Genomic DNA, 17,303 nt, shown 5'->3' with positions numbered 1-17,303 from the left:
CTAATTGCTGCTGTTGGAGATGCCCTTGGAGATCACGAAGCTGCCGCCGCTGAGGCCGATCAGGCCCAGGACCGTCGGCGGCACCTCCACGAAGGCCCCGGCCTCGATCGACAGCAGCAGGAAGAGCCCCGCGACCACGAAGGTGAAGATCAGGAACTGGAAGCGCGACAGGCTGGCCTTGGCCGCGGTGCTGCGGATGGCGGTGGCCACCTCGCTCGGGCTGGCCGCCGGATTGGCGGCCTTCAACGCGTCGGTGACGGCCTTGACCACCTCGGCGTCGGTCGGCTCGGCGATCAGGCCGTCCAGCACGCCTTTCGTGGTGATCAGTCGCCAGACCACGACCGCGGCGAAGCCGAGGATGATCACGACGACGGCGATGCCGACGATGTAGGCGAGAGCGGCCCAGGGCGTGGCGAGCATGGCGGGTCTCCGTCAGGGTCAGGGTTTGGCGTCGCCGCCCGATTTGCGGCGGCGGGGCGGTTTGCGGCGGGTCTGGTTGTCGTCGGTGCTGTCGGTCGTCCTGGCCCGACGCGGGCGTTCGTAGAGCTTGCCGCCCAGATGGACGCCCAGGCTGGCGCCCAGGGCCGACAGCGCCTCGGGCCGGATATCCGGCAGGCTGGTCTGACCGCGCGACAGCGCGCCCAGACCCTCGGTGACGTAGTAGCCGGCGAAGGCGAGGGTGATCGCCAGCGCCTGCACGCGGGCGGGGCTGGGGCCGCCGCCGTAAGGACCGGCCACCAACTGGCGCAGCCGGCCGCTCGCCAGGCCGCGATACAGCAGCACGGCGGCCAGCGCGGCCAGCACGGTCAGAAGACCGTACTCTCCGATCTGCGCGACCTGCTTGAGCAGCATGCTCATCGGCGATCCGTGTGGAGGAAGGAGCGGACGCGGAACCTCACGCGCGCCATGGCGAAGCCATGCGCGGGCGAAGGCGACTGGACGCGGACTGAGTCGGCTACTTGTCGGGTACAGGCGCAAGACGACGGAGAATCTTCAGCTGGACGACGTCCAGCGCGACCCCACGCCCCCGCGCACTCCAAGCTTTGCGCGAATTAACTTTACTGTCAACGTAGGGATGCAGCGTCTGGCGCGACTTCGACAGGGCCGCCGCCGACTTTTCGCCGTCTCGGGAGAACGTCGCTGGCGACGCGGCGCCGGAAGGGCGTAGATTGACAGCGGTGGCTTGAGGGGACGGCATCTTGCGAGTGGGGACGGGCCGGGAGCGGAACGCGTGACGTCGTTACTCGGCGGACTGGAGCGCGCGAACCTCACGCCGCGTACGCTTCGCGAATGGCTGCTGGTCGCCAGTCTGGCGTTGATCTATTGCGTCGCCGCGGTGGTCAGTCTGCGCTGGGCCGTGGTGCCGGGCGCGGGGACGGCCTTCTGGCCCTCCGCCGGCGTCGCGCTCGCCGCGATCGCCTATTATGGCCCGCGGGTCTGGTTGGGCGCGCTGCTCGGCCGCCTGCTCACTTTCTGGGTGATGGCCGCGCCCCAGCCTCTGTGGAGCCAGTTGGCGATCGCCACGGCCACAGCGCTGGGCGCTCTGGTCCCGGTGCTGATCCTCAATCGGCTGAAGACCAACGCCAAGCTCGACAGCCTGCCCTCCGCCCTTTGGCTGGTGATCGGGGCCGGCGCCGGCGGGGCGACCATCTCGGCGGGCGCCGGGGCCTTGATGCTGCTGCTGAGCGGCTCTCCCGCCGGCAAGGTCGATCAGGCCTTCATCAACTGGTGGTTTGGCTTCCTGACCGGCGTCCTGACCTTCGCGCCGGTGTTCATGACCTGGCGCGGGGCGCTGGAGCGCTGGACGCCGACGCGCATCGGCCATCTGACGCTGATCTGCGTGGCCACCGGAGCGCTGGCCTATCTGATCTTCCTGCGCGGCGAGGGCGCCTATTCGCGGGCCTGGTTCGTGTTCCCGCTGCTGGTCTGGGCGGGCTTGGCCTTCGACGCGCGCGGGGCGGCCCTGGCCTCGCTGCTGGTCAGCCTGTGCGCCTTTCTCGGAACGCTGCAGGGCTTTGGCCCCTTCCACAAGGCCGGGCCGTCGGGGGCTATCCTGCTGACCCAGCAGTTCGTGGCGGTGATGGCCTCGACCACCCTGATCCTGGCGGCCGTCGCCAGTGAGCGGCGCGGCCGCGAGGCGCTGGAGCGCAGCGAGAGCCGCTATAGGGCCGAGAGCGCCGCCCTGGCCGTTCTGAACGAGACCGGCGCGGTGATCGCCGCCGAGCTCGACCTGGAGCGCGCGGTGCAGGTGGTGATCGACGCCGGCGCGGCCCTGACCCGCGCGCGCTACGCGGCCTTCTTCTACAAGGCTCCGGACGCCCACGGGCAGGCGATGATGCTCTATGCGCTGTCGGGCGCCCCGCGCTCGGCGTTCGACGCGTTCGGCCACCCGCGCCCCACCGATATCTTCTCGCCGACCTTCGAGGGCAGCGGGACGGTGCGTTCGGGGGACATCACCCAGGACCCCCGCTACGGTCACAACCCGCCGCATTTCGGCATGCCCAAGGGCCACTTGCCGGTGCGCAGCTATCTGGCCGTGCCGGTCCGTTCGCGCTCGGGCGAGATCATCGGCGGCCTGTTCTTCGGCCACTCCGATCCGGACGTGTTCGACGAGCGCGCCCAGTGGCTGGCCGAGGGCGTGGCCTCGCACGCGGCGATCGCCATCGACAATGCTCGCCTCTACCAGTCGGCCCAGACCGAACTGGCCCAGCGCCGCCGCGCGGAGGAGCTGCAGCGGCTGCTGATCAACGAGCTGAACCATCGGGTGAAGAACACCCTGGCGACGGTCCAGTCCCTGGCGGCCCAGACCCTGCGGTCGTCCGACGACCTGGCGACCGCGCGCGAGGCGTTTGATCGACGGTTGATGGCCCTGTCGGCGACCCACAACCTGTTGACCCAGTCCAGCTGGGCCAGCGCCGAGCTGGGCGACCTGGTCCGCCAGGCGGCCGAGCCGTTCGTGGCCGATCGGTTCATCGCCCAAGGGCCGCCGGTCAGCTTGTCGCCGGCCCGGTCGCTGGCTCTGTCGATGGCATTGCACGAGCTCAGCACCAACGCGCTGAAATATGGCGCGCTGAGCGTCGCCGACGGCGTCGTGCGCCTCACCTGGCGCGTGACGGGCGGCCAGCTGGAGCTGGTCTGGGCGGAGGAGGGCGGGCCGCCGGTCGTCGCGCCCGCGCGCCGAGGCTTTGGCACCCGCCTGATCTCCCAGGCCCTGGCTCGCGAGCTGCGCGGCCAGGTGCGGCTGGAGCACGACCCGGCCGGGGTCCGCTGCGAGATCAGCTTCCCGCTCGAGGCCGAGGACGCGCCGGGGCCGGCGCCGGAGATGCCGGAGGTCTAGGGGAGGGGGCGTTCGCGGCCCTCTACCGCTTCGGCTCCAGGCTCTTCAGATAGGCTTTCAGGTCCGCCCGCTGGTCGTCGTCGAACTTGGCCATCGGCATGCGCGGATGGGTGCGGGGCGAGCCCTCTTCGGGCGGCAGCGGCGGGGCGAGCATGCCCTCGTCCAGCAGGGCGTCAAGACCGCCCTTGCGATAGCGCTCATGCAGGCGCGCGAACGGCGGCGCATCGGCAAGCGGGCTCTTGGTCCCCCGCACCGCGTGACAGCCGCCGCACGCGCGCTGCGCGATCCGTTCGCCATTGGCGGCGGACGCCTGGGCAAGGGCGGACGAGGCCGCCAGCGCCAAGCTCGCGGCCAGCAGCGCGGTCCTCACGCCACGGCCTCGAAATCCAGCACCACGCGGCCCTCGATAGCGCCCTTTTCCATGCGGCTGAAGATGTCGTTGATCGCGTCCAGGCCCTCGGTCGAGACCGTCGCCTTGACCCGGCCGTCGGCGGCGAAGGCCAGGGCTTCCTGCAGGTCCAGCCGCGTGCCGACGATTGAGCCGCGCACGGTGATCCCGCGCAGCACGGTGTCGAAGATCGACAGCGGGAAGTCGCCGGGCGGCAGGCCGTTCAGCGACACGGTTCCGCCGCGCCGGACCATGCCCAGCGCCTGGCTGAACGCCGTGCGCGAGACCGCCGTCACCAGCACGCCCTGCATGCCGCCGACCTTGGACTGGAACACCGCGGCGGGATCCTCGCGGCTGGCGTCGACCGTCAGCTCGGCGCCCAGCTCGCGGGCCAGGCGCAGCTTGTCTTCCGCGACGTCGACGGCGGCGACCTTGAAGCCCATGGCCTTGGCGTATTGCACGGCGAGGTGCCCGAGGCCCCCGACGCCCGAGATCGCCACCCAGTCGCCGGGCTTGGCGTCCAGCACCTTCAGGCCCTTATAGACCGTGACGCCGGCGCAAAGGATCGGCGCGGCCTCGACATACGACAGGTTGGCCGGGATCAGACCGACATAGTCGGCGTCGGCCAGGACGTATTCGGCGAAGCCGCCGTCGACCGAGTAGCCGGTGTTCTGCTGCTTCTCGCAGAGGGTCTCCCAGCCGGCCAGGCAGTGGACGCAGCGGCCGCAGGCGGTGTGCAGCCACGGCACGCCCACCCGGTCGCCGATCTTCAGATACTCGACATCCTCGCCCAGCTCCACCACGGCGCCGACGCCCTCGTGGCCTGGCACGAACGGCGGGGAGGGCTTGATCGGCCAGTCGCCATGGGCGGCGTGAAGGTCGGTGTGGCAGACGCCGCAGGCGGCGATCTTGACCAGCACCTGGCCGCGCCCGGGCTTGGGTCGCGGCCGATCCTCGATCACCAGCGGCTGGCCAAAGGCGCGCACCACGGCGGCCTTCATCATCGTGTCCATGGCGTTCTCCGTCGGGGCGCTGCTCCCCCAGGGGCGGATAGTACGCCGCGCGCGCCACGATCGGAGTCGGGACGACTACCTACGGTTAGGCCGCAACCGCCAACTTGACTCGCTTTCATACTGTGTGACATACAGTGTGTGTCACACACCATGTGATGCACACTATGTGGCGCATAGCGAATGCCGACCGATACGGACATCTTTGAATCGCTCCGTCAGGAGCTGCGGCGGGGGACGCTGATCCTCGCCGTCCTCGCCCAGCTGCGGGAGGAGCGCTACGGCTACAGCCTGCGCCAGGCCCTGGCGTCGGTGGGCGTCGAGATCGACGAAGGCGCGCTCTACCCCATGCTGCGCCGGCTCGAGGCTCAGGGCCTGCTGGCCAGCGAGTGGCGCGAGGAAGACAAGCGCAAGAAGCGTTTCTACCAGCTGTCGGACGAGGGCAGGGCCGTGCTGGCCCGCCTGGCCGACGAATGGCGCGGCATCAACGCCGCCCTGGAGCCGTTGCTGTGAGCGCGGCGACCCTTTCCAAAGGACCCCATGACATGAGCGATCTTGTCGATCGTTACCTGGGCGCCGTGGCCGCCCTGCTGCCCAAGGGCTCGCGCGAAGATATCGTCGCCGAGCTGCGCGACCTGATCCTGAACCGCGTCGAGGACGCCGAGGCCGCGCGCGGCCGGCCGCTGGACAAGCGCGAGATGGAGGACCTGCTGCGCGAGATCGGCCACCCGATCGCGGTCGCTGGCCGCTATGGTCCCGCGCGGGCCTTGGTTGGGCCCGAGATCTATCCGTTCTGGCTGTTCGGCGTGAAGGCGCTGCTGGCGGTGGCGGCGTTCGCGGCGGCGATCCCCGCGATCCTGGCGGTGCTCATGGATCACGGCGACGCCCGGCTGGTCTTCCGCGCGGTCAACGACTTCATCCCGACGGCGCTCAGCCTGGTCGGCGCGGCGACCCTGATCGCGGCCGCGATCGAGCGCGGCTGGATCAAGACCGACAACCTGCGGCGCTGGAAGGTCAGCGAGTTGCCGCGCATGTCGGACGGGAAGGGGCTGTTCGTGAGGAGCCGGTTCGACGGACTATTCGAGCTGGTCGCGACCGGCCTGTTCATCGGCTGGTGGACCGGGGTGATAAGCTTCCCGTTCGGCCCGGTGATCCATTCGGGTCGCGGCGATGCGGTCCTGGCGATCTCGCCGGTGTTCCAGCAGCTGTATTGGCCGATCCTGGTCCTGGCGATCCTGCAGGCGGTCTCGTCGCTTCTCCTGGTGGTCAAGCCTGGCTGGACCGCGGCGCGGAACCTGGCCGAGATCGTCGGCGCGGTGGGCGGCGTAGCGCTGGTCTGGGCCCTGTGGCCGCATCAGCCGCTGGTCACGGTGGTCGCGCCGGACGCCTCGGCGGCGGGTCTGGCCAACCTGCAACGCTCCCTGAACCTCACCTTCGAGATCACCCTCTGGGCGGCGGCGGCCATCAGCCTGATCAAGGTCGCCGTCCATGGCTGGCGCCTGGCCCGAGGCCGCTGAAAAGGCGCCTTCTGGAAAGCTCAGCTTAAGGTTCCGTATTAACCTTTTTATCGCGACGGCTGCGGCGGGCGAGGTCGCGGCTCCAGCGCCACCATGGGTGGAAATCAGGCGGCGTAAGGGTTTTGAGGACGAAAAAAATCGTCGATCGCTCCTGTCGAGCTTTTTACGCGGATTCAACGGATTAACGATTTGACCCCGCGACGCGAGCGCGCAGCGGGGCTTTGGACGGGGGCGGAGCGCTTGCGAGTCGGTCACCAATCGTTCATAAGCCGCTAACAGCGGGATCTTGGCCACGTCGTGATACGGCCAATCCCCCGCTTCGAAGGCCTCCCCGACAGTGCTTTTCCGGGGATCTCGAAGCGGTTTTTGTCGGGGGGCCGGAGCGCCCTCGCCGCGCAGGACACGAGTTTTGTATATCAAGTCGCAGACGCGCGCGGACGCGCGCGGGCTGGTCGGCGCCGTATTGGTCGGATCCATCACGGGTCTGGCCCTGGGCGGCGTTTACCTGATGGGTGGCCTGGCCCAATCGGCCTCCACGCACGCCCGCGTCGCCCGCTTGGCCGATGGCGCCTCCGGAAGCTTTTCGGACGCGGCCCTGGTCAGCGCGGCTACGCGTATGGACCCCGGCGCCCTCGCCGTGGCCAAGCGTCATGATCCCTTCCTCTTCGCCGCCGTCGATCAGCGCGATCGTCAGTCGGCCCAGCTGGCCGCCCGCCTCGAAGGCGCCGGCGCCAGCCTGATGCCCGGCCAGAGCGGCCGCACCGGCCCCTTGATGCTGCGGGCCAGCTTCGGTTCGGCCTTTGGCCCCGGCGCCGCCGGTCCCTTCCAACTGGGCAACGCCCTGGAAAGCTCGCGCGAGCTCGAGTGCCTGGCCGACGCCGTCTACTACGAAGCCCGCGGCGAGACCCCCAGCGGCCAGGCGGCCGTGGCCCAGGTGGTCATGAACCGCGTGCGCCACCCGGCCTTCCCGAAGTCGATCTGCGGCGTGGTGTTCCAAGGCGCCTATAACCGCACCGGCTGCCAGTTCAGCTTCGCCTGCGACGGCTCGATGCGCCACGCCCGCGACGTCAGCGCCTGGAACCGGGCTCGCAAGATCGCCGCTCGCGCGCTGTCGGGCGCGATCAGCAACCAGGTTGGTTCGGCGACCCACTTCCACACCACCAACGTCTCGCCGGGCTGGGGCCCGCGCCTGCTGCGGGTGGCCCAGGTGGGCATGCACATCTTCTATCGCTTCGGGCGTCACAACGCCTCGGCCGCGCACCTGCCGACCGTGGACGACATCGCGCCTTCGGACATCGCCAGCCTGACCGCCGACGGCAAGCCGCCGGTCGTCTACGCGGCCAGCGCCATCGCCCATGTCGAGCCGGCCTCGACGCAGGGCCAGGGTGGTCCGCTGGGTCCGGCGACCGAGCCGGCCTCGGCTCCGATCGCCACCTCCAGGGCGCTGTCGCCGGCGGCCGACAAGCCGGTCGCCAAGCCGATCCCGATCTCGGCCGACCGCGCGCCGCTGGAAGGCCTCAAGTCGACAGTAGGGGCCGGGAGCGGAGCTGCTTCCTAACCACGCCCGGCATGTGGCTGGTGGCGAAGCGCATCTGCTTGGCCCGCTTGCCCACGAAGTAGTGCAGGGCCTTGCCCTGCGCCGCCTCCCAGACGACCTGGGCGGCGTCCTCGACCGGATAGACCTCCAGGCCTCCGGCGCGCAGGGCGTCGCTCATGTGCTCGTTCGTGCCTGACGCGCCCGCGTTCAGGATCGGCGTCTCGATGAACCACGGCATCACGCAGGCGACGCTGACGCCGTGGCGGCCGTATTCGATGTCGAGCGCTTCGGAGAGGCCCCGCACCGCGAACTTGGTGGCCGAATAGACCGCCAGCTTCGGCGAGCCATAGAGCCCCGCGCAGGAAGCGACATTGATCAGCCGCCCGCCGGCCGCCTTCAGCAGCGGAAGTCCGGCCCGGGCGCCGTTGATCACGCCCTTGATGTTGACGTCGATCTGGATGTCGCAATCGGCGTCGGACATGTCCTCCAGCACGCCGAAGCGGGCGACGCCGGCGTTGTTCAGCAGCACGTCGGCCTTGCCGCCCGTCTCGCGCCCGAAGTCGCCCAGGGCGTTCTCCCAGCCTTCCCGGTCGCGGACGTCCAGCGGGTGGATCGAGCCGTTGGCGGCGCCGACCGCCAGCAGGGCCGCCTTCAGCCCGGTCTGGTCGATGTCCGCGAGGCCGACGAACCAGCCCTCGGCCGCGAAGCGCTTGGCGCAGGCCAGGCCGATGCCGCTGGCCGCGCCCGTGATGAAGATGCTCTTGCGACCGTTGGCGGCCATGATCTCGCCCCCTCCCAATATCCTTGTTATCACTGATCAGATGCCGAGCCGCGCAAAGGGTCAAGCGCTCGTCGCGCGATCTTGCCAGGCTTGGCCTTGGGCGGGAAACATCCCGCCGATCGCCAGCCTCCGAGCCCCGCATGACGCACCAACATCTCGACCAGCTTTCCCAGGATCTCTTGGGCCGTTCCTATGACGAGCTCAACGACGTGCAGAAGCGGGTCATCGACCTGATCCTGGCCGAGCAGCCCTCGGACCCGCGCCTGTTGTTGGACGAGGAGGGGACGTTCTGGACCCGCCTGGCCGACCGCGTGGCGGCGGTGGGCGGTTCGTGGGGCTTTATCGGCGGCTTCAGCCTGGCCTTGGCGTTGTGGATCGGCTGGAACGTCCTAACCAGGCCGCTGGGCCTGGTGTTCGACCCCTATCCGTTCATCTTCCTGAACCTGATGCTCTCGACCGTCGCGGCCATCCAGGCCCCGGTGATCATGATGAGTCAGAACCGCCAGGCGGCGAAGGATCGCCTGACCGCCGAGCACGACTACGCCGTCAACCTGCGGGCCGAGCTGGAGATCATGCGGGTCATCGACAAGCTCGACGCCCTGCGCAGCGACGAGCTGATGGTGCTGTGCCGCGAGCACGCCGCCCGGTTGGCGGTGCTGCAGGACGAGGTGGCCCGGCTGCGGGCCGAGCGGAGCTAGAGCTGAACCCGAGGGAGCTGTCGCATGGCCATACTGGCGATCGAGCACGTGCAACTGGCCATGCCGGCGGGCGGAGAGGACGCGGCGCGGACCTTCTATCGAGACCTGCTGGGAATCGCCGAGAAGGCCAAGCCGCCGCGCCTGGCCAAGCGCGGCGGCTGCTGGTTCGAGGACGGGGCGGTGAAGATCCACCTCGGCGTCGAGGCCGACTTCCGTCCGGCCCGCAAGGCGCATCCGGCCCTGGTGGTCGATGACGTCCTGACCCTCGCCCAGCGGCTGAAGGCGGCGGGCGTCCGGGTGGTCCAGGATGAGCCGCTGGAGGGCTGGGATCGCGTCTACGCCGACGATCCGTTCGGCAACCGCATTGAGCTGATGACGGCGCGGTCGTAGTTAAGCGGCGAAGAGGAAAGCAGACCATGCGTATCGCGGTGCTGACGTTCGACGGCTTCAACGAGCTGGATTCCTTCGTGGCCGCGTCGATCCTGAACCGCATGAAGGCCAAGGGTTGGAAGGCCGAGATCGCCTGTCCCGCCGAGACGGTGACCTCGCTGAACGGGGTGACGATCCAGCGCCAGCAGCCGCTGGAGTTCGCCGCCGAGGCGGACGCGGTGCTGATCGGCAGCGGCTCCAAGACGCGAGAGATCGCCGCCGACGCTGAACTGCTATCGCGCATCCGGCTCGACCCGTCGCGCCAGCTGATCGGCGCCCAGTGCTCGGGAACGCTGATCCTGGCCAAGCTGGGTCTGGTCGGCGACCTGCCAGCCTGTACGGACCTGACCACCAAGCCCTGGGTGATCGAGGCCGGAGTCCAGGTGCTGGACGCGCCGTTTGTCGCCCACGGCAATGTCGCCACCGCCGGCGGATGCCTGGCCTCGCAATATCTCGCGACCTGGGTCATCGCCCGCGCCGCCGGACGGGCCGAGGCCGAGGAGGCGATCCGCTATGTCGCGCCGGTCGGCGAGAAGGACGCCTATGTCGAGCGGGCGCTGGCGGCGGTCTCGCCGTTCCTGCCCGCCCAGGCCGACGCCGCGTGATGGAATTCGGAACGGACGCGCGCCTCGGGTCTTAGTCCCCGCGTGTTGCGTGGGAGATTTCCGATGACCAAGCCGAACGAGGACGAGACGCGGGACGTCTTGGAGAAGGCCCCGACCGACCGCCAGGACCAGGGCGACATCGCCGCCGACGACGCCGGCGCCACGGCGATTGGCCACCGCCTCCAGGAGGCCCTGGAGGACGATGACGAGGTTCATTGCACCGACTGACGGCGCGCTATCCCGCTTTCGCCGCCCGCCTCAGCGCTTGCGGCGGCTGGCCGAACGCCCGCACGAACGCCCGTCGCATTCGCTCCGGGTCGCCAAAGCCAGTCTCCAGCGCCACGTCCTCGACCTGCAGCGGCTGGCTGTCCAGCAGGGCGCGGGCGGCCTCGACGCGCAGGCGCTCGATGGCCTTGGCGGGCGTGACGCCGGTCTCCTGGGCGAACAGGCGGGCGAAGTTGCGCGGGCTCATGGCGGCGCGGTCGGCCAGTTGCTCGACGCTGAGGGGCTCGGCGAGGTTCTGGCGCGCCCAGGACAGCAGGGCGTCGAAGCGGCCGGGGCGCAGGTCGATCAGCGCCGAGTGTTGCGATTGGCCGCCCGGGCGGTGGTGATAGACCACCAGTTGCTGGGCCGTGCGGCGGGCGATCGCCTCGCCCAGATCCGCGCCGATCAGGGCCAAAGACAGGTCGATGCCGGCGGTGATGCCGGCCGAGCTCCACATCTTGCCGTCCTGGATCCAGATGCGATCGGGCTCGAGCCGGATGTTCGGATAGCGGCGCTGGAAGTCCTGGGTCCGGCTCCAGTGGGTGGTGGCGCGCTTGCCGTCCAGCAGGCCCGCCTCGGCCAGGACATAGGCCCCTGAGCAGACCGAGGCGACGCGGCGCGCTTCGCGGCCGGCCTTGCGGACGAAGGCCAGGGTCTCGGGGCAGGCGGCCGGAACCTTCACCCCGTCGCCGCCCGCGACGATCAGGGTGTCGAGCGTCGGAGCGTCGCTCAAGGCCGTGGTCTGCACGACGAGGCCCGAGGAGCTGGGCGTAGGCTCGCCGCGCAGGGAAAGGAAATGCAGGCTGTAGGCGCCGGGCGAGAACCGCGCCGCGATCTCGAACGCGGCGATCGGGCCGGTGGCGTCCAGCAGCTGGAAGCCGGGATAGACGAGGAAGCCGATCGCGCGGGGCATGGGAAGCGCCTTGGCTGAATTCGCGGGAACTATGTCATTTCCGCCAGACGCTAATCGAACCATGTTCTCTCCGTCAATCGTGACGGAGACAATCGCATGAGCCAGCCGCTATCGATCGTGATCGCCCTGTTCCCCGGCGTGACCCATCTGGACTTCACCGGCCCGCACCAGGTGCTGTGCCGCCTGCCGGGCGCCAAGGTCACGGTCGCCAGCCTGGCGGGCGGCGAGATCGAGGCCGACGGCCTGGTGTTCGCGCATCTGCCGAAGCTGTCTGACATCGAGACGTGCGACGTGCTGATCGTGCCCGGCGGCTTCGGGACCACCGAAGCGATGGGCGACCGCGACTTCATCGCCGAGATCCGCCGGCTGGCGGATGGCGCGCGTTATGTCTGCTCGGTCTGCACGGGTTCGCTGGTGCTCGGGGCGGCCGGTCTCCTGAAGGGCAAGCGCGCGGCCTGCCACTGGGCTTGGCGCGATCAGCTCGCTTTGTTCGGCGCGATCCCCGACCCTTCGCGGGTGGCGCGGGACGGGCGCTACATCACCGGCGGCGGGGTGACGGCGGGCATCGACTTCGCCCTGACCCTGATCGCCGAACTCGCGGGCGACGAGGTCGCGCAAGGCATCCAGCTGGCCGTGGAATACGCGCCCGCGCCGCCGTTCGACTCCGGCCGTCCCGAGACCGCGCCGCCGAAGGTGCTGGGGCGGATCACGGCGCTCTACGGCGCGGCGATGGGAGAGCGGGTCGCGGCGGCTGAGAAGGCGGCGGCGGCTCTATAAGATCCTCCCCCGCGATGCGGGGGAGGTGGCCCAGAGGGCCGGAGGGGGCTAACGCAGCGTTCGCCCAGCTCGCCCCCTCGGTCGCTCCGCGACAGCTCCCCCGCATCGCGGGGGAGCAACTTACTCACCCCACCTTCACGCCCGTCATCGAGATCGCCGCCCAGACATCGTCGGTGAAGAAGCTGATCGGCTCGTCCTTCCCCGCCGCGCCAAGCACATAGAGCAGCGGCAGGTAGTGCTCGGCGCTGTTGATCGAGGCCTCGGCGTCGGGGCCGAGGCCGCGCCAGTCGATCAGGGCGTCGTGGTCGCCGGCCAGGATCAGGGCCTTGGCGCGGTCGTTGAAGCGCTCGGCCCAGGGCAGGGTCTCGGGACGGCGGAAGTCGATGGCGCGCAGATTGTGGACGATGTCGCCGCTGCCCAGGATCATCACGCCCTCGTCGCGCAGCGGAGCGAGGCGGCGGCCAGCCTCGTAGTGCCAGCGGTCCGGACGACCGCGATCCAGGCTGAGCTGGACGACCGGGATGTCGGCCTCCGGATACATCGGCTTCAAGACGCCCCAGGCGCCGTGGTCGAGGCCGCGGGTCGGATGCTGGACGACCGGGTCGGGCGACAGCAGCTCGGCGACCCGCGCGGCCAGGGCCGGATCGCCGGGCGCGCGATACTGGACGTCGAACAGCGCCTGGGGGAAGCCGCCGAAGTCGTGGATCGTCTCGGGCGCGGTCGCGGCGCTGACCGCCGAGGCCCCGCGCGTCTCCCAGTGGGCGCTGACCATCAGGATGGCGCGCGGACGCGGAAGCTCGCGGCCCAGGCGCGCCCAGTCGCGGCTCCAGGCGTTGTCCTCGATCGCGTTCATCGGCGAGCCGTGGCCGAGGAAGAGGACGGGGGTGCGAGACATGGTCGAGCTCATTAGAAACAAGATGAGTTACAGATAGGCGTCGCCGCCCCGCGTCGCAAGCAGGCGCTTTCCCGGCGCGAGCGGCTTTGGTATGCGCGAGCCGTGACCGCGCCGCCTACACCCCCCGCCTCGACCTCGTCGGAAACCGCCTCCGCGCCGTCCGGCAAGGAGGCCGTGCGCGGCGGCGCCTTGGATTTCCTCCGGTTTCTCGCCTCGCTGCTGATCGTGGTCTACCACTACGGCGCCGAGAGCCCGATGCGGATCGAGCGGTTCGCCCAGGTGTTCTCGCGCGGGTTTCTCGCCACGGACTTCTTCCTGATGCTGTCGGGCTATGTGCTGGGCCGGGCCTATGGCGGCTCGGTGCTGAAGGGGCACATCAGCACGCCGCGCTTCTGGGCGCGCCGCGCGGCGCGCGTGTGGCCGGGGCATCTGGCGGTGCTGGCGATGCTGGCGGTGCTGGTGCTGATCCTGAACAGCCTTGGCACCGACGCCCACAAGCCCAGCCGCTTCGCCTGGGACCAGCTGCCGAGCCAGGCCCTGCTGATCCATGCCTGGGGCTTTCCCAGCGACGGGTGGAACCTGCCGAGCTGGTCGCTGTCGGCGCTGATCGTCTGCTACGCCCTGTTCCCGCTGTTCTGGCGCAATGTCAGCAAGATCCGCCACGCCTGGCTGCTGCCGGTGATCGGTCTACTGATCCTGGCCGCCTTCGAGGTGCTGGCCGAGGTCGTGTTCAAGCATGCCCTGGCGGACCTGCAGTTCCAGTTCGGCGTGGTGCGAGCCCTGCCTCTGTTCATCCTGGGCGTCTGCCTGGCGCGAGCGGTCGACATGCGCTGGCCCTCCGAGGGCGCGGCCAAGGGCCTGCTGTGGGGCGGCGTCGCCCTGCTGGTCGTCACCCAGCCGCTGGACCGCTACGCCCTGCCGGACGAGTGGATGTTCGACGCGCCGTCGCTGCTGGCCATCGCCATGATCGTGCTGGGCGCCGGCCGCCTGCCCGTGAAGCGCCCCCAGGCCTGGATCGAGGAGGGCGCCAAGCTGTCCTTCGCCCTGTTCATCACCCACATCTTCGTGGGCGTCATCTACTGGAGCGCGGTGCACAAGCTGATCGACACCGTGCCGATCGGCATCGGTTGGCAGTGGCTGATGTGGCTGGCCGGCTTCCCGCTGGCCTATGGCGCGGCCTGGCTGTTCCACACCTATATCGATCAGCCGATCCAGGACCGGCTCCAACCTCTGCTTCGGCGATAGCGTCCAAGACGCGCTCTGCTGCGTAACGACGTTATTCCTCGTTGCTGGAGACGCCCATGCTCGCCCTGCTGCTCGCCGTTTCACTCCAGGCGGCCGCGCCGCTGGCCGGCGACTGGGTCGTCGATCTCTCGGCCAAGCCGGACCAGCCCTATTTCAAGGGCATGAGCCTGCGCCTTGAGGCCGATGGCCGCGTGACCGGCAGCTTCTATGACAGCGAGATCCAGGCGGGGCGTTGGAAGACCTCGAAGGGGCGGACCTGCGCCAGCTTCCGCACGACCGACGGCCAGGGGCCCTATCACACCAGCGTCTGCCAGGTCGCCGAGGGCCTCGAAGGCCAGACCTGGGCCGAGCATCGAAATTTCGTCTTCATCTGGCGCGCCAAGCCGGCGACCGAGGCGGACCGCAAGGCCAAATGGTGGTGAGCGGAAGAGGGGCGACTTTCCCCCGCGTCCCTCTCGCCATCCGGCCGCGTCGCCGCTAAATCCCCCGGCATGACCAGACTGATCCCCCTGCAAGGCGTCGAGAACTTCCGCGACTTCGGCGACTACGCCGCGGGGGCGGGACGGCTGAAGAAGGGCGTGCTGTTCCGCGCCGCCCATCAGGCCGAGGCCACCGACGAGGACCTCGACGCCCTGGCCGCCCTGGGGATCGTCACCCTGGTGGACCTGCGCCGACCCAACGAGCGCGAACGTTCGCCGTCGCGCCGGTGGCGGGGCTTTTCCGCCCAGGTGATCGACAATGATCTGGGCGTGACCGGGACCGATCCGTGGATCGAGTTCATCACCAGCACGGACCTCACCGAGGACGCCGTCCATGACTATATGGACGAGTACTATCGCCGCCTGCCGTTCAAGGAACGGCACATCGACCTCTTCCGCCGCTTCTTCCTGGCGCTGGCCGAGGGCAAGGGTCCGGCGCTGATCCACTGCGCGGCGGGCAAGGACCGGACCGGCGTGCTGGCGGCCCTGACGCACCACATCGCCGGCGTCGCCGACGATGACGTCATCGACGACTACCTTCTGACCAACGACCCCACGCGCTTCGAGCGTCGCGGCCACATCTTCATGGACCACATCCAGGACCTGACCGGCCGCCGTCCCGACGAGGCCGCCATGCGCGCGGCCATGGGCGTCGAGGCGCGGTACTTGGCCGCCGCCTTCGCGGTGATCAAGGAACAGTGCGGCTCGCTGGACGGCTATCTGGAGCAGGTGGTCGGGCTGGACGCCGGCGCGCGCGAGCAGGTGCGGGCGCATATCCTGCTCTAATCGGTAAGGTGACAAACGCTCGTTTAAGGTCCAGCCTCGTCGCATGGCCCCGTCAGAGGGCCGGCGACATTAGGGTGCTGTATGAGCGAGCTGGCGGGGACGCCTCCGGGCGTTAGCGAGGTGCTGGGTCAAGCGGGGGCCGAGGACGTCCTGGTTCCGGCGCCGCGAAAACGGCTCTCGCGCGGGGCGCTCAGCTGGATCCTGCACCAGGGCAGCCGCGACCCCTATGTCATCCTGGTCACCATCTATGTGTTCGCGCCGTACTTCTCGCGCGTGCTGGTCGGCGATCCGGTCAAGGGCCAGGCGGTCGTGGCCGACATCTCCACCGTCTATGGGATCATCACCGCCCTGACCGCGCCGCTGCTGGGCGCCTCGATCGAGCGCTACGGGCCGCGCAAGCCGTTCATGGCCGTGATCCTGGCGGTCATGCTGCCGATCCTGCTGATGCTGTGGTTCGCCAAGCCCGGCGGCCCCTCGGTCGCCCTGATCGGCGCGGCCCTGATCACCCTGGGCGTGGCCTATAACCTGGGCGACGTGCTCAACAATTCGCTGCTGTCGCGGGCGGCCGAGCCTGGACAGGAGCCTGTGCTGTCGGGCCTGGGCTACGCGGTCGCCAACGGGCTTTCGGTGTCCCTGCTGATCTTCGTGATGTGGGCCTTCGTGCTGCCTGGCCAGGTCCCGTGGTCGTTCGTCCCCGCCACGCCGCTGTTCGGCCTCAGCCAGGCCGACAACGAGCCGAGCCGCCTGGCCGGTCCGCTGTCGGCGGTGGTCATGCTGCTGGGCGCGATCCCGTTCTTCCTGTGGACCCGCGACGCGGCCCGCACCGGCGTGTCGATGCTGGCGTCGCTGAAGGAGGGCGTGCGGCTGATCATTGACACCTTCGCCAACCTCAAGGGCCACGCCGAGGCCGCCAAGTTCCTGGCCGTGCGGATGTTCTACTGCGACGGCATGACGGCGATGATCATCTTTGGCGGCCTGTTCGCCGCGGGGCTGATGCAATGGGGCGAGCTGGAGATGCTGGCCTACGGCATCCTGCTGTCGATCTTCGGCGTGCTGGGCGGCCTGGTGGCGCCGGTTCTGGACCGGACGCTGGGGCCGCGACGCGCGGTGCAGGCCGAGATCATCGGCTGCATCCTGATGCTGCTGGGCATGATCGGAACCAACCGGGAGAAGGTCCTGTACGTCTGGCCCTGGCCGACCGCGTCGCATCCGCCCGTATGGAACGGCCCGCTGTTCCAGAGCCTGCCGGAGCTGGTCTATCTGGGCTGCAGCCTGCTGATCGCCGTGTTCGTCACGGCGCAGTACGCGTCGAGCCGGACGCTGCTGGTGCGCCTGGCGCCGCCCGACCGCATGGCGGCGTTCTTCGGCCTGTTCTCGCTGTCGGGCACGGCGACGGTGTGGCTGGGCTCGCTGCTGGTGGCCCTGGCGACCAAGATCTTTCAGGCTCAGGTGGCGGGCTTCATCCCGATCGCCGCGCTGATGCTGATCGGGCTGGTGGGGCTGTCGACCGTGAAGGGCGGGGGACGGGAGGGGTAGAATGAATCCTCCCCCCAGCGGGGGAGGTGGTCGCGAAGCGATCGGAGGGGGAAGTTCTTCCGGTCCTGTCTCTTCCCTCTCCGTCGCCTGCGGCGACACCTCTCCC

20 protein-coding genes are annotated in these 17,303 nt (G+C 69.5%); 13 read left to right on the top strand and 7 right to left on the bottom strand.

Features of this window, described 5'->3' with window-relative positions:
- Entirely contained in the window at nucleotides 1–420 is a 420-nt protein-coding gene (locus CSW60_RS07045) for a hypothetical protein (RefSeq protein WP_099536546.1), read from the bottom strand.
- Nucleotides 421–438: 18 nt separating this feature from the next.
- Entirely contained in the window at nucleotides 439–858 is a 420-nt protein-coding gene (locus CSW60_RS07040; protein ID WP_099536545.1) for a hypothetical protein, read from the bottom strand.
- A 373-nt stretch (nucleotides 859–1,231) separates the two neighbouring features.
- On the opposite strand from CSW60_RS07040, the gene CSW60_RS23615 reads away from it, so the two are divergent.
- Nucleotides 1,232–3,337 carry an HWE histidine kinase domain-containing protein gene (locus CSW60_RS23615; protein WP_201722981.1) on the top strand — a complete coding sequence of 702 codons (2,106 nt, stop codon included), beginning with the start codon at nucleotides 1,232–1,234 and terminating at the stop codon, nucleotides 3,335–3,337.
- Between the two features lie 22 nt (nucleotides 3,338–3,359).
- On the opposite strand, the gene CSW60_RS07030 is transcribed toward CSW60_RS23615, so the two are convergent.
- Both CSW60_RS07030 and adhP read right to left on the bottom strand, forming a co-directional pair.
- Nucleotides 3,360–3,707, bottom strand: a complete 348-nt coding sequence (locus CSW60_RS07030) for a cytochrome c (RefSeq protein ID WP_099536544.1) — start codon at nucleotides 3,705–3,707, stop codon at nucleotides 3,360–3,362.
- Nucleotides 3,704–4,738: an alcohol dehydrogenase AdhP gene (adhP, locus tag CSW60_RS07025; protein WP_099536543.1), complete on the bottom strand. Its 1,035-nt coding sequence runs from the start codon at nucleotides 4,736–4,738 to the stop codon at nucleotides 3,704–3,706. Before adhP ends, CSW60_RS07030 begins: the two co-directional genes overlap by 4 nt.
- A 180-nt stretch (nucleotides 4,739–4,918) precedes the next feature.
- On the opposite strand from adhP, the gene CSW60_RS07020 reads away from it, so the two are divergent.
- From CSW60_RS07020 to CSW60_RS07010, 3 genes are all read left to right on the top strand, one after another.
- Nucleotides 4,919–5,248 carry a PadR family transcriptional regulator gene (locus tag CSW60_RS07020; protein WP_099536542.1) on the top strand — a complete coding sequence of 110 codons (330 nt, stop codon included), beginning with the start codon at nucleotides 4,919–4,921 and terminating at the stop codon, nucleotides 5,246–5,248.
- Between the two features lie 32 nt (nucleotides 5,249–5,280).
- Complete coding sequence (locus tag CSW60_RS07015) at nucleotides 5,281–6,252, top strand: hypothetical protein (protein WP_236634229.1); 972 nt, start codon at nucleotides 5,281–5,283, stop codon at nucleotides 6,250–6,252.
- Between the two features lie 409 nt (nucleotides 6,253–6,661).
- Nucleotides 6,662–7,810, top strand: coding sequence for a cell wall hydrolase (locus tag CSW60_RS07010; RefSeq protein ID WP_099536540.1), 1,149 nt, complete (start codon nucleotides 6,662–6,664; stop codon nucleotides 7,808–7,810).
- Here the strand turns inward: CSW60_RS07010 and CSW60_RS07005 are convergent.
- A complete protein-coding gene (locus CSW60_RS07005; protein WP_099536539.1) occupies nucleotides 7,770–8,570 on the bottom strand; it encodes an SDR family oxidoreductase in 801 nt (266 codons plus the stop codon). The genes CSW60_RS07010 and CSW60_RS07005 overlap by 41 nt on opposite strands.
- 140 nt (nucleotides 8,571–8,710) lie before the next feature.
- Here CSW60_RS07005 and CSW60_RS07000 point away from each other — a divergent pair, with 140 nt between their 5' ends.
- The 4 genes from CSW60_RS07000 to CSW60_RS23430 all read left to right on the top strand — a co-directional run bounded on the left by CSW60_RS07000 (nucleotide 8,711) and on the right by CSW60_RS23430 (nucleotide 10,530).
- Nucleotides 8,711–9,268 carry a DUF1003 domain-containing protein gene (locus CSW60_RS07000; RefSeq protein ID WP_099536538.1) on the top strand — a complete coding sequence of 186 codons (558 nt, stop codon included), beginning with the start codon at nucleotides 8,711–8,713 and terminating at the stop codon, nucleotides 9,266–9,268.
- Nucleotides 9,269–9,292: 24 nt separating this feature from the next.
- Nucleotides 9,293–9,658 carry a VOC family protein gene (locus CSW60_RS06995; RefSeq protein ID WP_099536537.1) on the top strand — a complete coding sequence of 122 codons (366 nt, stop codon included), beginning with the start codon at nucleotides 9,293–9,295 and terminating at the stop codon, nucleotides 9,656–9,658.
- Between the two features lie 26 nt (nucleotides 9,659–9,684).
- Nucleotides 9,685–10,302: a DJ-1/PfpI family protein gene (locus CSW60_RS06990; protein WP_099536536.1), complete on the top strand. Its 618-nt coding sequence runs from the start codon at nucleotides 9,685–9,687 to the stop codon at nucleotides 10,300–10,302.
- A gap of 63 nt (nucleotides 10,303–10,365) precedes the next feature.
- On the top strand, nucleotides 10,366–10,530 hold the full coding sequence (locus CSW60_RS23430) for a hypothetical protein (protein ID WP_161495627.1): 165 nt from the start codon (nucleotides 10,366–10,368) through the stop codon (nucleotides 10,528–10,530).
- A 7-nt stretch (nucleotides 10,531–10,537) separates the two neighbouring features.
- On the opposite strand, the gene CSW60_RS06985 is transcribed toward CSW60_RS23430, so the two are convergent.
- Nucleotides 10,538–11,479, bottom strand: a complete 942-nt coding sequence (locus CSW60_RS06985) for a GlxA family transcriptional regulator (RefSeq protein ID WP_099536535.1) — start codon at nucleotides 11,477–11,479, stop codon at nucleotides 10,538–10,540.
- 96 nt (nucleotides 11,480–11,575) lie between these two features.
- On the opposite strand from CSW60_RS06985, the gene CSW60_RS06980 reads away from it, so the two are divergent.
- Nucleotides 11,576–12,256, top strand: a complete 681-nt coding sequence (locus CSW60_RS06980; protein ID WP_099536534.1) for a DJ-1/PfpI family protein — start codon at nucleotides 11,576–11,578, stop codon at nucleotides 12,254–12,256.
- A gap of 124 nt (nucleotides 12,257–12,380) precedes the next feature.
- Here CSW60_RS06980 and ygiD read toward each other — a convergent pair whose 3' ends face one another.
- Nucleotides 12,381–13,151, bottom strand: a complete 771-nt coding sequence (gene ygiD / locus CSW60_RS06970; protein ID WP_099537586.1) for a 4,5-DOPA dioxygenase extradiol — start codon at nucleotides 13,149–13,151, stop codon at nucleotides 12,381–12,383.
- Between the two features lie 102 nt (nucleotides 13,152–13,253).
- Here ygiD and CSW60_RS06965 point away from each other — a divergent pair, with 102 nt between their 5' ends.
- The 4 genes from CSW60_RS06965 to CSW60_RS06950 all read left to right on the top strand — a co-directional run bounded on the left by CSW60_RS06965 (nucleotide 13,254) and on the right by CSW60_RS06950 (nucleotide 17,197).
- Nucleotides 13,254–14,396: an acyltransferase gene (locus CSW60_RS06965; protein WP_099536533.1), complete on the top strand. Its 1,143-nt coding sequence runs from the start codon at nucleotides 13,254–13,256 to the stop codon at nucleotides 14,394–14,396.
- A gap of 44 nt (nucleotides 14,397–14,440) precedes the next feature.
- On the top strand, nucleotides 14,441–14,818 hold the full coding sequence (locus tag CSW60_RS06960) for a hypothetical protein (RefSeq protein WP_099537585.1): 378 nt from the start codon (nucleotides 14,441–14,443) through the stop codon (nucleotides 14,816–14,818).
- A 69-nt stretch (nucleotides 14,819–14,887) separates the two neighbouring features.
- On the top strand, nucleotides 14,888–15,661 hold the full coding sequence (locus tag CSW60_RS06955) for a tyrosine-protein phosphatase (RefSeq protein ID WP_099536532.1): 774 nt from the start codon (nucleotides 14,888–14,890) through the stop codon (nucleotides 15,659–15,661).
- An 81-nt stretch (nucleotides 15,662–15,742) separates the two neighbouring features.
- Nucleotides 15,743–17,197 (top strand): MFS transporter, encoded by a 1,455-nt coding sequence (locus CSW60_RS06950; RefSeq protein ID WP_099536531.1) that lies wholly within the window; start codon nucleotides 15,743–15,745, stop codon nucleotides 17,195–17,197.
- Nucleotides 17,198–17,303 lie beyond the last annotated feature (106 nt).

Origin of the sequence: Caulobacter sp. X (assembly GCF_002742635.1) — a bacterium.
Classification (GTDB): domain Bacteria; phylum Pseudomonadota; class Alphaproteobacteria; order Caulobacterales; family Caulobacteraceae; genus Caulobacter.
Note: the sequence above shows the minus strand (reverse complement) of the source record. Positions and strands in the feature narration are given on the sequence as shown.

Bases quoted from the DNA above. Each gene is read 5' to 3' on its own strand.
- CSW60_RS07045 (WP_099536546.1), bottom strand. From the start codon at position 420: ATGCTCGCCACGCCCTGGGCCGCTCTCGCCTACATCGTCGGCATCGCC.
- CSW60_RS07040 (WP_099536545.1), bottom strand. From the start codon at position 858: ATGAGCATGCTGCTCAAGCAGGTCGCGCAGATCGGAGAGTACGGTCTT.
- adhP (WP_099536543.1), bottom strand. From the start codon at position 4,738: ATGGACACGATGATGAAGGCCGCCGTGGTGCGCGCCTTTGGCCAGCCG.
- CSW60_RS07020 (WP_099536542.1), top strand. From the start codon at position 4,919: ATGCCGACCGATACGGACATCTTTGAATCGCTCCGTCAGGAGCTGCGG.
- CSW60_RS07015 (WP_236634229.1), top strand. From the start codon at position 5,281: ATGAGCGATCTTGTCGATCGTTACCTGGGCGCCGTGGCCGCCCTGCTG.
- CSW60_RS07005 (WP_099536539.1), bottom strand. From the start codon at position 8,570: ATGGCCGCCAACGGTCGCAAGAGCATCTTCATCACGGGCGCGGCCAGC.
- CSW60_RS07000 (WP_099536538.1), top strand. From the start codon at position 8,711: ATGACGCACCAACATCTCGACCAGCTTTCCCAGGATCTCTTGGGCCGT.
- CSW60_RS06995 (WP_099536537.1), top strand. From the start codon at position 9,293: ATGGCCATACTGGCGATCGAGCACGTGCAACTGGCCATGCCGGCGGGC.
- CSW60_RS06990 (WP_099536536.1), top strand. From the start codon at position 9,685: ATGCGTATCGCGGTGCTGACGTTCGACGGCTTCAACGAGCTGGATTCC.
- CSW60_RS23430 (WP_161495627.1), top strand. From the start codon at position 10,366: ATGACCAAGCCGAACGAGGACGAGACGCGGGACGTCTTGGAGAAGGCC.
- CSW60_RS06985 (WP_099536535.1), bottom strand. From the start codon at position 11,479: ATGCCCCGCGCGATCGGCTTCCTCGTCTATCCCGGCTTCCAGCTGCTG.
- CSW60_RS06980 (WP_099536534.1), top strand. From the start codon at position 11,576: ATGAGCCAGCCGCTATCGATCGTGATCGCCCTGTTCCCCGGCGTGACC.
- ygiD (WP_099537586.1), bottom strand. From the start codon at position 13,151: ATGTCTCGCACCCCCGTCCTCTTCCTCGGCCACGGCTCGCCGATGAAC.
- CSW60_RS06955 (WP_099536532.1), top strand. From the start codon at position 14,888: ATGACCAGACTGATCCCCCTGCAAGGCGTCGAGAACTTCCGCGACTTC.
- CSW60_RS06950 (WP_099536531.1), top strand. From the start codon at position 15,743: ATGAGCGAGCTGGCGGGGACGCCTCCGGGCGTTAGCGAGGTGCTGGGT.